General features: G+C 40.0%; 13 protein-coding genes. 5 read left to right on the forward strand and 8 right to left on the reverse strand.

The annotated features are described in order from the left end of the window. Nucleotides 1–29 precede the first annotated feature (29 nt). The 3 genes from bchI to KV40_RS11985 form a co-directional block, all read right to left on the reverse strand. Nucleotides 30–1,103, reverse strand: a complete 1,074-nt coding sequence (bchI, locus tag KV40_RS11975; protein ID WP_036481487.1) for a magnesium chelatase ATPase subunit I — start codon at nucleotides 1,101–1,103, stop codon at nucleotides 30–32. A gap of 99 nt (nucleotides 1,104–1,202) precedes the next feature. Beyond that, complete coding sequence (locus KV40_RS11980; protein ID WP_036481490.1) at nucleotides 1,203–1,958, reverse strand: DUF429 domain-containing protein; 756 nt, start codon at nucleotides 1,956–1,958, stop codon at nucleotides 1,203–1,205. A gap of 2 nt (nucleotides 1,959–1,960) precedes the next feature. Then, entirely contained in the window at nucleotides 1,961–3,043 is a 1,083-nt protein-coding gene (locus KV40_RS11985; protein ID WP_036481492.1) for a M42 family metallopeptidase, read from the reverse strand. Between the two features lie 108 nt (nucleotides 3,044–3,151). On the opposite strand from KV40_RS11985, the gene KV40_RS11990 reads away from it, so the two are divergent. Further along, a complete protein-coding gene (locus tag KV40_RS11990; RefSeq protein ID WP_036481495.1) occupies nucleotides 3,152–4,000 on the forward strand; it encodes an alpha/beta fold hydrolase in 849 nt (282 codons plus the stop codon). Nucleotides 4,001–4,079: 79 nt separating this feature from the next. On the opposite strand, the gene KV40_RS11995 is transcribed toward KV40_RS11990, so the two are convergent. Then, nucleotides 4,080–4,430: a type II toxin-antitoxin system PemK/MazF family toxin gene (locus KV40_RS11995; protein ID WP_036481498.1), complete on the reverse strand. Its 351-nt coding sequence runs from the start codon at nucleotides 4,428–4,430 to the stop codon at nucleotides 4,080–4,082. Further along, nucleotides 4,420–4,602, reverse strand: a complete 183-nt coding sequence (locus tag KV40_RS12000; protein WP_036481501.1) for a hypothetical protein — start codon at nucleotides 4,600–4,602, stop codon at nucleotides 4,420–4,422. The genes KV40_RS11995 and KV40_RS12000 overlap by 11 nt, the downstream gene beginning before the upstream one ends. Before the next feature lie 68 nt (nucleotides 4,603–4,670). Here KV40_RS12000 and KV40_RS12005 point away from each other — a divergent pair, with 68 nt between their 5' ends. Further along, nucleotides 4,671–5,405, forward strand: coding sequence for a type 1 glutamine amidotransferase (locus KV40_RS12005; protein WP_036481503.1), 735 nt, complete (start codon nucleotides 4,671–4,673; stop codon nucleotides 5,403–5,405). Between the two features lie 358 nt (nucleotides 5,406–5,763). Here KV40_RS12005 and KV40_RS12010 read toward each other — a convergent pair whose 3' ends face one another. Next, the gene (locus KV40_RS12010; RefSeq protein WP_036481506.1) at nucleotides 5,764–6,411 is read right to left on the reverse strand and encodes a DUF1361 domain-containing protein; all 648 of its coding nucleotides are present in this window, start codon (nucleotides 6,409–6,411) and stop codon (nucleotides 5,764–5,766) included. A 151-nt stretch (nucleotides 6,412–6,562) separates the two neighbouring features. Then, on the reverse strand, nucleotides 6,563–8,080 hold the full coding sequence (gene cobA / locus KV40_RS12015) for a uroporphyrinogen-III C-methyltransferase (protein WP_036481508.1): 1,518 nt from the start codon (nucleotides 8,078–8,080) through the stop codon (nucleotides 6,563–6,565). A gap of 13 nt (nucleotides 8,081–8,093) precedes the next feature. Between cobA and KV40_RS12020 the strand changes: the two genes are divergently transcribed. After that, nucleotides 8,094–8,942, forward strand: a complete 849-nt coding sequence (locus tag KV40_RS12020) for a DUF72 domain-containing protein (RefSeq protein WP_036481510.1) — start codon at nucleotides 8,094–8,096, stop codon at nucleotides 8,940–8,942. Between the two features lie 658 nt (nucleotides 8,943–9,600). Here KV40_RS12020 and KV40_RS12025 read toward each other — a convergent pair. Next, entirely contained in the window at nucleotides 9,601–10,131 is a 531-nt protein-coding gene (locus KV40_RS12025) for a phosphoribosyltransferase (RefSeq protein WP_036481514.1), read from the reverse strand. Between the two features lie 45 nt (nucleotides 10,132–10,176). Between KV40_RS12025 and KV40_RS12030 the strand changes: the two genes are divergently transcribed. Continuing rightward, entirely contained in the window at nucleotides 10,177–11,793 is a 1,617-nt protein-coding gene (locus KV40_RS12030; protein WP_036481517.1) for an MFS transporter, read from the forward strand. A gap of 110 nt (nucleotides 11,794–11,903) precedes the next feature. Beyond that, nucleotides 11,904–12,146, forward strand: coding sequence for a DUF4278 domain-containing protein (locus KV40_RS12035; protein ID WP_036481520.1), 243 nt, complete (start codon nucleotides 11,904–11,906; stop codon nucleotides 12,144–12,146). Nucleotides 12,147–12,190 lie beyond the last annotated feature (44 nt).

Here is a 12,190-nt window from a genome sequence, read left to right on the forward strand (position 1 = left end):
GAAACCTCGGCGCGCTTCCTCGTTTTATTCTACTCGGCAACTTCTAAACCAAAAACTCGCGCTACGGATTTTTCTACTTTGTAACCAGAATCAATATTTTCCAGAGGATCTTTACGTAAGCGATGGCGCAGACAGAGGACGATAACGCGACGAATATCTTCAATAGTAACTTCGCTGCGTCCCTCAAAAGCCGCAAGTGCTTTAGCAGCACGATTGGTAACGATATCGCCTCGCAACCCGTCTACATCTAGTTCGGAGCAAATTTCTGAAATTTTGACCTGTAAATCGCGATCGATAGTAACTTGAGGCAGTAACTCTTGCGCCCGAACGATTTGAGACTGTAATTTTTCTTGCTCTTCAAAATATTTCTGACAAAAAGCATTGGGATCGCCATCAAATTCGGCTCTTTGCTCGACAATTTGCACTCTTAATTCTGGTTCTTTGACCGTATGGATCTCGGCGTGCATCCCAAAACGGTCTAATAGCTGAGGACGCAATTCTCCTTCTTCGGGGTTACCCGAACCGACCATGACAAATCTTGCGGGGTGTCTGATAGATATTCCTTCTCTTTCTACGGTATTCCAACCGCCAGCAGCCGAGTCTAGTAGTACATCTACCAAATGGTCGTCTAACAGATTGACCTCATCTACATAGAGAATACCGCGATTGGCTTTGGCTAACAAACCTGGTTCAAATGCCTTAACTCCTTCTGCCAGAGCCTTTTCAATATCAATAGTGCCGCAGACGCGGTCTTCGGTTGCGCCTAATGGTAGATCGACCATTTGTACTTTTTTCTTAACAATTTCGATGGGAAGTTGCTGTTCGATCGCTTGCTTGACTTCTTCGCTCATCAAGTCAGAATCAACTGGATCGCTATTAAAAGGATCTCCTGCTACTACTTCAATTTCTGGTAAGAGGTCGGCTAAAGCGCGAATTGTAGTGGACTTGCCCGTACCGCGATCGCCCATAATCATTACGCCACCAATTTTTGGGTCGATAACATTTAAAATTAGAGCCAGCTTCATCTCTTCTTGACCGACAATTGCCGTGAAGGGAAAAACTACGCGGCGAGTTTTGGCAGGTGCGGGTAGTGTTGCAGTCATATTAATTTTTTTGTTTAACAGTAAATAAAATTACTAGCAGAGAATTCTACTCAGTATGATTAATGATTTTTTTAGAAAACGTTTTTATTGTGCCATGTTTTAATGGTACAGCGATGCGGGAACGACAATATAGCCCGTACTAACATCTCCCAAAACCAAATTTTTGCTTTTTCCCCAATACCACCAGTACGCACCGACATAAGCACAGATCGAACTGTCTAGCCGATCTTCAATTGCCTTGAGTTCTTTTCCCGTTATTTTGTCGTCAATTATAGGTACTAGATTTTTCAGGCTGGTTTCTGTATCGAGGATTGCTAATGATGGTTCTAATAGTGGTAGCTGATTAACAATGTAGTCGCGTAGCTTTATTAGTTCCGTTTTACGATCTGCCAGCTTGCCTTTTTTATATTTTAAAATTTTTTGCAAACCGAATAAATTTACTATGGCAGGATGGGGATAAACCTCGATTTGATACCGACCTAATTTTTGTGCTTCGATCGCTGGTGCGTGAATAAAGTTTCTGGCTGACAAACTAAGACCAAAACTAGTAGTGCGATCGGCAAAAGGACGATTTAAATTGGCAGGATAACACCCTGCATGATAGCGACCAAAGTATTTGTGGGTTAATTTATCTGGTAATCTCGTTCCTGTTTGATTGGGAATAATTGTTGGTGCATCTACGGCAATCAAAGCAGGTTCGTTGTCCGATACATGGCGATCGATCCAGGTTAAAATCTCTGTTATTTCTGCCTTTGTTGTTAGTTCTAAAATTTTTAGTTTATTGTTATGCCACTCCAAACAACACAGTCCGCTATCACCCGATACCCAACCAAAATCGATTCCGATAAATTTCATTGTTAGTACATATCTTTTAAAAACTCACTGTTAGAACCATAAGACAACAAAACTTTGACGCAGTTGGCGATCGCTTCTAGATGGGCAATTTCGTATCCGTGAGTATTTTCGGTGGGAAAACTCAAACAGGCTGCCCTGGCTACGTGTCCGAATTTCATGGCGATCGAACCATCGCTACCAAAACCCTCTAGCGCGGCAAACTGGAGGGGAATACGCGCTTTTTTAGCTGCCTGCAAGATTTCGGCATTGAGGTTTTCATCGTAAATTCCATAGCTGTCTCTAGATAGCAACACTGGTGCTCGATCGGACTGTAAAGCAAACTCTGCCGCTAAAGGACATATTTCTAAGGCAATTAAGGCATCTAAAGCTTGGTTTTGAGTAAAGTATAAAGCCCCGATCGCCCCAACTTCTTCTTTTGCCGAAGCTACTAAATAAACATCTACAGGAGGGTTAGTCAGATATTTGGCTAATAACAGCAAGATAGCTACCGAGGCTTTATTGTCTAAGGTATAGCTAGCTATATAGTTTTTGAGGCGAAATGGTCGTTTGCGATGTTTGCCTACTACTACCCTACTACCAGGACGAACGCCAGATTTCTCTAACTCCTCATCAGTACACTTAGTTTCTACCCAAGCATCTTCCCATAATAAAGGGGCATCTTCCTGCTGGGCTTTTTGGGGAGATTCGTGGGAAACGTGACGGGAACCAAAAGAGAGAATGCCGCTAATTGTCTGGCGATCGCCAATAATATCTACAACCCCTTCACCATAAACCCAGGGAAACGAACCACCGAGGCGACGTACCTGGAGACATCCTTCTGCTTCGATAGACTTAACAGCCGCTCCAATCTCATCTTTATGGGCGGTAATAGCGATCGCATTTCCTTCTTTGCTACCAGGAATTTTAGCAATAATGTTACTGGCTCTATCTTGCCAGGTTTCTACCCCTAGAGCTTGAAAGCGATCGAGCAATACTTTGTCTATTTCTGCTTCTACACCGCTAGGAGAGTGTAATAAAACTAATTCGCTAATAGTATCGAATAAATCATCGTAATCGATCGCGGGACTACTACCGTTGAGTTCCATATATTTATTAGTAAAACCAGAAGTGAATTAATTTTAACTTGGGGGAAATTTCTAATGTATTAAACACTACACTAAATATCTATAATCAGCACGCTCATAATAGATAAAATGCCTATAGTAAATATTCGCGGTGTAAATCACTACTACGAATGGATTCGCAACTCATCCAACTCTACCAAACCCGTAATGGTGTTCGTTCATGGTTGGGGTGGTTCGGCAAGATACTGGCGCAGTACTGCCGAAGCTTTAGCTAATGATTTTGACTGTTTGCTATACGATCTCAGGGGTTTTGGACGTTCTCTTTTACCCACCGAACCAGTTGAGATTGACTACGAATTAGAAGAATATGCCGACGATTTGGCATTATTGTTAGATGCTTTAAATCTAGACCGAGTTTATCTCAATTCTCATTCGATGGGTGCCTCAATCGCCGCTTTGTTTATCAACCGCCATAGCGATCGCGTCCGTCAGGCAATTCTTACCTGCAATGGTATCTTTGAATACGATGCCAAGGCTTTTGCCGCGTTTCATAAGTTTGGCGGCTATGTAGTCAAGTTTCGCTACAACTGGTTTTTAAAAGTTCCCTTTGCCGACCAGATGTTTATGGCGCGGTTTCTCCATCGTCCCATTAATAAGCGCGATCGCGTGGCTTTTTTAGAAGATTTTTTACTTGCAGATTACGACGCAGCCGCAGGCACGATCTATACTTCGGTAAGCAAAAAAGCTGTGGATATAATGCCAAAAGAGTTTACCAAAATTAGCGTTCCCACTCTAATGATTTCGGGTGAAAAAGATATTATTATTCCCGCTGCAATGGGTAAACAAGCCGCCGCCCTAAACAACAATATTACTTATGTCGAATTGCCCAAAACATCTCATTTCCCTATGCTGGAAGATAAGGAAAGTTATTTACAGGCAGTAAGAGATTTTTTACAGGTAGATAGTGTAGTGGCTTAGAGAATGAAATTTATCTTCACTTCCAAGCAGTCATTATAAGACAACTTAGTTTAAATGCGACTTAGCTTATCTTGCATTTCTAAGCAAGATTAAGAGCTATCTTCAAAGCTTTCTGAACTTCAACTAATAAATCTGTAGATAAAGTACCTAGTTTTCTTTGCAAAACCGATTTACTAACTGTAGCTATTTTATCTACTCTAATCAAAGATGTTTTTTTCAAGCCCAATCGAGCAAATTGAGGATTGCTGTTTTCAATGAGTACCCAGCTAGCTTGTAAACTACCCGTAGGAATTTTAGAAAAAATCCCCAAAATAATCACTTCTTCTCTATGAACCGATAAAATTAGTGCAGGTCTGAGTTTTGCTGACGTTAAATCGCTAAAAGGGAATTTAACTAGCCATATTTCTTCAAGCTGAGGATTAGATATCATAAATATCTTCTTCTTCGTCATTCCATTCAGAAAAACCAGTTTCAGCTAATTGCATCATCTGAGTGGTTGATAGTTTTTCTTCTAAATCCTCAATTAGTGTTATTTGTTCTTGTATTGACAACTGAAAAATTATTTGTTTGATTTCTTCTAAAGTAAGACTGGGATTTGTCATGTACACTTTAGTTTTGCAAATTGTTGTCGTATATTACCTAAATAAATTATAGTAAATGGCGATCGCTTATGAACCTGCTGATAATTCAAAATTCTCAACTTGCTTCTTTAGGATATTTGGGTAAGTGCATCGTCGAAAGAAATGTAAATATAGAAATTGTTACTCTTTTTTCCAATGATGTACTTCCTACTAACATCAATTCCTACGATGGTTTGATTATTCTCGGTGGTGCGATGAATGCCGAAGACGACGAAAGCTATCCGTATCTCGAAGAAATTGTACGCCTAATTCATTTATTTGCTGTCAAACATTTACCCATTCTCGGTATTTGTTTGGGAGCGCAACTTATTGCCAGAGCTTTTGGAAAAAGAGTTTATCAACATCAAGAAGAAGAACTTGGCTTCACGCCACTGTATCCACTTAGTGAAGTTACTAAAACCGATCCCTTACTAAAAAATTGTCTCGAACCTATTCGGATAATGGAGTGGCATTTTGATACTTTTGACTTGCCAGATGAAGCTAAATTACTCTTAACTGGCGATAAATGTCACAATCAAGCTTACCGTATTAGTGACAATATTTATGGCTTTCAATGTCACTTTGAAGTGGATGAAGCAATTATTTTAAGCTGGATTGACGAAAACAGACAACACATCTGGCAACATCGTCCAGATTTTCCCCAACAGTTGCAGCAAGATATAGAAAAATATTTAGCGCGATCGCACTCTTTTTGTCAAAATGTCTGTGATGGTTGGCTCGATTTAGTTATGCTGGAAATGAATAGAAAAACTTATTCAAGCTAGAGAAATAATTTCAAATGATACTCAAGGTCTAATTTGGCGTTTTTGTATTGGTAGACTTGGCGAAATAAACTACCAGCTTCACCAGGGCAGTAAGAAAAAGACTCACTTTTGATTTGCAGCATACTCCTCCAACTATATACTTCTGAAAAAGAGATCGTTGAAGGTAGTATCGAAATCGTAATATTGCGAACGAGTCATGTATTTAAGCGTATCGATAACCAACTGTGGCGTGTCTAGTTTCAAGTCGAACGCTATTGCCCAGTCGTAATGCAAACTCATTGAACCAATATTCTATTTTTGCTATAAGTACATAGTTATTATAAATAGCAACAAACCCTCTTTGCTGTTTTTTTGCTAACTATCTTGAATTGTTTTCAGAATTCAAATCATCTAAAAACAGCTTGATTCGCAAAATAATTCCTAAAGTAACTTGCTTGGTCAGCCAATATAAGCCAGTCAAAATAATAAAAGTAATAGCAATTACTAACAAGGGTTGTTTATCAGTTAGATCGCTTATAGTTGTAACCAATAAAACATCTGGCTTGGTAACTAAATCCCAACTATTAAAGCGGCGAAATCGACCCATGAAAATACCGATCGCACATAGAGCATGAGTTAGTAACTCGCAGGCAAAAATATATTTTTTAGCACCTTGTTTTTCTAAATAATAACTTTGAGCGATTAGAGAAATTGTATAAGCCTCCCAACCAATTAAAATTGCCAAAGAGTGTAGAGGAATAAAAATTAAAGTAGTAACCCAAATTGAATAACCCGCTCTGATTGCTTCTATTAGATGAATAACATCTGTTAATAAATAAGGAGCATTGGGCAAAAAGAGAATAAAAACAACTAAGCCGATCCACCAAAATAGCGATCGCCTGTTACTACGCCGAAGAAACAACCAAAAGCTAAGAACTAAAGGAATAAAAGCTAAAAACAAGTTCCAGATAATCCATCCACTGTGTTTGTTAAAGGCTTCTAGAGCATTAGCTAATATTGTTTCCATCTATTTTTCATTTTCGCGCTGAAGAATTATTCCAAGAGTAACAAAATTAATCTGTTTTGGGCGTTGCATAACTACGGGATGAGATTTTGAAAGTATCTCCCCTGCACCCTGCACCCTGCTAATCTCAACTATCCCATCATGATGCAATGCGCTATTTTGAAGCTTCTTGTATCGCCTCGGTCAATCCTTCCAAAGTATATTCGACAGCTTCAATATTTACTCTGCCTAATAATTCTACGCAAGTTTTAGAGGTTTGAGGACCGATCGAAGCTATAGAAACGGTTTCTAAAATGGATTCTGGTTTGGTATCTGCTGGTAACTCTCGTTCGATTAAATGATAAAAGTTTTTAACGGTTTTGGAACTGGCAAAGGTGACAATATCGATTTGTTTTTGCTGCAAAGCTTGCCAAACTGAAGGTTCGAGGCGATCGGGACATTGAGATTGATATACAGCGACTTCGGTTACTACTCCACCTTGGCTAGTTAATTCTCTCACTAATACTTCTCTACCACCAGTTTCAACGCGGGGAAATAAAACATTTTTGCCGTTTAAAGCTTCGGGAAAGTTAACTACCAGCGAGTCAGCAACAAAATCTGGAGGAATAAAGTCTGGCTGCAAGTTTCTTTTATAGAGAACATCTGCGGTTTTTTTACCTACTACCGCAATTTTTAGCTTACCTAAAACTCGATAATCTTTGCCCAAACTTAGTAGGCGATCGCAAAAATAATTAACGCCGTTAGCCGAAGTGAGAATCAACCAGTCAAAAAGCTCAATAGTAGCGATCGCTTTGTCTAATTCTTGCCAGCTTGAAGGAGGAGTAATAACTAAAGCTGGCATTTCGATAACCTTTGCTCCTTGTCGTTCGAGTAAGGCAGTAAAATTACTCGCCTGTTCGCTAGCGCGAGTTACCAAGATAGTTTTATCTTTGAGAGGAAGCTGGCGATCGCTATACTGACTGCTTAATGACACGACTTGTCCGATAATAATGACTGCTGGAGAGAGAGAAATCTGCTCTGTTTTACTTACTATATCGGTTAACGTTCCCCAAAAAACTTGTTGCTGTCTTTGGCTGCAATGACACACAATTGCCACTGGTTCTTGAGGCGATCTCCCGTTGGCTATTAACTCTCCAACAATTACGGATAAAGTACGTCCTCCCATTAAAATAGCCAAGGTATCTATACGCGCTAAAGCCTGCCAGTCAAGCTGTTCTGGTTGGTGTCCGCTCAATACCGCAAAACAACTGCTTAAATACTTATCGGTTAGAGGAATACCTGCAAGTAAGGGTGCGGCTAAAGCCGACGAGATCCCTGGTACGAGTTCGTAGTCACAATTTGCTGTCTGTAGTGCCTCTATTTCTTCGTTTGCTCGACCAAAAATAAAGGGATCGCCGCTTTTTAGTCTGACTACCTGCTTGCCTTGCAAACAGTATGCTACTAATAATTGATTGATTCTATCTTGAGGAGTGCTGGTTTGTCCGCCTCGCTTACCTGCTGCGATTTGTAAACAGTCAGCAGGTACTAAAGCTAATAGCTGAGAATCTACCAAAGCATCGTAAATTAAAATCTCAGCCTCGGCTAGTAATTCTTTGCCTCTTAAAGTAAGATAGGCAATATTTCCCGTTCCTGCCCCGACGAGATATACTTTACCATTACTCAACTCTGACATTGTTTCTCTGCTTGTGAATTTTTATCTGGGCTGCGCGGTTTGGTCTTATAAACCCTGGGTAGGTAACTTTTATCCTCCCCAAAGCCGCGAGCGAGATTTTTTACAGCTTTACAGCCAACGCTTTACTGCTGTTGAAGGTAATACTACCTTTTATGCAGTTCCCTCTGCTGCTACTGTAGCGAAGTGGGCAAGTCAAACTTCACCAGAATTCAAATTCTGTCCCAAATTTCCCCGCCAAATTACCCATAGCGGTTTGCTGCAAGCTGCCATACCAGAAGCTTTTAACTTTATCGATAGAATATCTGGTTTGGGCGATCGCCTAGGAACGGTATTTATTCAATTACCACCAAGCTATAGTCCCCAATATTTTGACGATTTAACAGCATTTTTGCAAGCTATTGATAACAAAGTTTCTCTAGCAGTGGAAGTTCGTCATTTAGACTGGTTTAAGCAACCATATTGCGATCGCCTCAACCAAATGTTGACAGCAATGAATGTTGCTAGAGTGCTGTTAGATACTCGCCCAATTTACAGTTCACCAAAAGATCCCCAGGCTAATTCTACTCGCCGCAAGCCCAAGGTTCCAGTGCAACCCATTGTCACAAATAACTGTAGTTTAGTACGTTTTATTAGCCATCCCCAGGCAAAATACAACCAATCTTATTTAGAAGAATGGACTCAAATCATAGATCGCTGGCTGCGTCAGGGCAAAACCGTTTATTTCTTCGTACACTGTCCTCAAGAAGAGCGTTCGACAGATACGGCACGATATTTTTATTCTTTATTACAACAGCAAAATTCTTCCCTTCTTACTCTTCCTTGGAATAATTTAAAGGTTGCAACTCAATTGAGCTTGTTTTAAAGTCTGTGGTTGCTCGTAGTTACAATATTTTTGTAGCATTAGTTAAACTTGTTTGACCAGTGTTCCCTAATTGTAATGTTGCTTAAAAAAAATTTACAAAAGCATAAACCAGTAAAGAAAAGCTTTTGTTAGAGCAAAGTCAGAAAGTCAGAAGTTTAAAGCTCCTAAATGAGCGATCCCCGTTATAAAATATAGGTAAGGAAGTGTAGTAGGTCTTTACTAAAGCACTCCTCAATTTACGACTCTATAATATAGATATTGCTTAACAGTTCTATATGGTTGGTTCTAGGGATATTGTTTGGCTGACAATATCCCTTATTTTTTGGCTTTAATTCGGTATTTATTACTACCAGTAAAATCACTCCTACACCTTAGAATTACCGAAGCAATCTACAATCTAAGATATAAAATAATATTCTTTTAGCCTGAATGTCTACAGTAAATACACGTAATCAGACGAATTATTCATATACTTTATAGAGCGTATTCGATAATTTTTTAAAAGTATTTGCTTCGATCGCCTAACTGTAATCTTATAAACAGCAAAGATCGTATTTATTTAAAAAAGGTACTAAAAAAATAGCAGTTACAGAAAATGCTTAAAACCTAGAGCCTAAATTATTTCATAGAGTCTAAGCACAAAAACTATTTTATGTAACTATACATCTGCCGAAGTGTAATCAGGGCAATTTTGGGCCAATTGGGCAACAGACAGTTGTTCGTAGCGTTCAAAAGGCTGGTGTATCCAGGGACTATCGGGAAGATAATCGACATAGTAATCTGGAGCAATCTTAGAAGTACTCTTATACCAGATTACCGCGGTGCGAACTTCTTCTATCTCTTCACCATATCTTGCTTTAAGCCAATTTAACGATTCGATTAAACTAACTCCAGAATCTACTAAATCGTCTACTAATAAAACTTTTTTGCCGAGTTCGGCTTCAATCATCGATAGATGTTGGGAAAAAGCTATTTCACCCTGCTGACGATTATCTTTTCCACCATAAGAAGCAGCAGTGACAATAGCTAGAGGTTGTCCGAACAAACGACAAAAAATATCCCCGACACGCAAACCGCCTTTGGCAATACAAACAATGCGATCGAACTGCCAGCCAGACTGGTGAATTTTAACCGCTAAAGTTTCAATTTTTTGGTGATAATCCGACCAAGAGACGTATAAATCTGTCATAACTGTAGTGAATCTAGACAATAATCACATATTAACGGGAAGCCAATGGATCGAGAAAAGCTAAATTTTACCACTAAGCTGGCTTATGGTTCTGGAGACATGGGACCTGCGATTACGGCGAATATACTAGTATTTTATTTGCTTTATTTTTTTACTAATGTTGCCGGATTACCCGCAGGTTTGGCTGGCAGTATTTTAGCAATTAGCAAAATTGGCGATGCAATTAATGACCCCATCGCGGGAATTTTGAGCGATCGCACCCGTAGTAAATGGGGTAGACGGATTCCCTGGATGCTATTTGGCACGATTCCCTTTGGAATTTTCTTTTTCTTGCAGTGGATCGTACCTGAGTTTAGCGACGATGTAACGGTCAATAACTGGGGTCAATTTGCCTATTACATTGCGATCGCCATTTTCTTTAATCTGGCATACACGGTAGTAAATTTGCCCTACACGGCTCTAACTCCAGAACTAACCCAAGACTATAACGAACGAACCACCCTCAATAGTTATCGCTTTGCTTTCTCCATTGGCGGCAGTATTTTATCTTTGATGCTGGCGATTTTTGTCTTTCGAGCATACGATAATCCCAAGCAGCAATATTTAGTATTGGGTGGGGTTAGTACGCTAATCTCGATGGTGGCTCTTTTGTGGTGTACGCTGTCAATTCAAGAACGAGGCGCTTCACCAATCTTGGGACGACAGGGTAGAAAAATTCTCGGCTTGGGGTTGACTGCCTTGGGAATTGCAGCAATCGCCTACGGTATTTACAATTTAACTTTAGGTTCGGCAGCGATAGTTTTATACGGTGTCTTGGGGATTTTTATCGGTATTCAGCTTACCGCCTTTGGATTGACTTTAACTTATGCCAAAGTCGAAACTCACCTGAGCGATAGTTTGGCAGTTGAAGCCAGAAACAAAGCCAATACCGTTCCCACCACCCCATTAAAAGAACAGTTAAAAATTGCTTTTACCAATAAACCTTTTCTCTACATCATTGGCATTTATTTATGCTCTTGGCTGGCGGTTCAGCTTACGGCTTCAATTTTAATTTATTTTGTAGTTAGCTGGATGGGCATGGATGAGGCGGCTTTTCCCTTAGTGGCGATCGCAGTTCAGGGAACGGCATTAGTAATGTTGTTCTTCTGGAAATGGGTCGGTGAAAAGCTAGATAAAAAAGTAATTTATTTTCTCGGTTCGCTGATTTGGATTATCGCTCAGGGAGGACTATTTCTCATTCAGCCAGGACAAACTACCTTGCTTTATATTCTGGCAATTATGGCAGGCTGTGGCGTATCGGTAGCCTATTTGGTTCCCTGGTCGATGATTCCCGATGTCATCGAACTGGACGAACTAAATACAGGACAGAGACGAGAAGGAATTTTCTATAGTTTTATGGTGCTGCTGCAAAAATTTGGTTTGGCACTAGCTCTATTTTTAGTAGGCTTGGCTTTAGAGTGGTCGGGATTTGTCGAAAGACCTCCAGGGGGAGAGATTCCCATTCAGCCAGACAGTGCTTTGCTAGCCATTCGGATTGCCGTCGCGCCACTACCAACGATCGCTCTAATTCTCGGGTTGATTCTGGCTTATTTCTATCCCATTACCAAGGAAAAACACGCCGAGATTCGTTTGAAACTAGAAGAACGAAAAAATAATAGTTAACTTTGCCTAAAACTGCATTAGTAAACTATCTCGCACCTAATAAGTAATAGCAAACCAAATAATTCTGGCAGCGATTGCATTACTTACTAGCAATAAACAGGAGCAGAACTATGCAGTTAACTTATCGCGGTGCAAAATACCAAACTCAGACTCTACCAAATCTCAATTTATCTACTTCAGAAGTCACTGGCAAATATCGTGGCAAAGCTTCCGAGCTTTCGCCTTACCTGCGAGTATTTTCCAAATCTTTAGCTATGTTTACCTATCGCGGTATTGGCTACAGCAAAGAAGTAAACTGCAATTGCAGCAGCAAAACTTCTCAGTCAACAGAAAGTAACTCCACTCAAGCCTGATTTGTAGTTGAGTGGTTTCTATGAATTAAATAAGGCATTAAGTA

This window comes from Myxosarcina sp. GI1, from assembly GCF_000756305.1.
Taxonomy (GTDB): domain Bacteria; phylum Cyanobacteriota; class Cyanobacteriia; order Cyanobacteriales; family Xenococcaceae; genus Myxosarcina.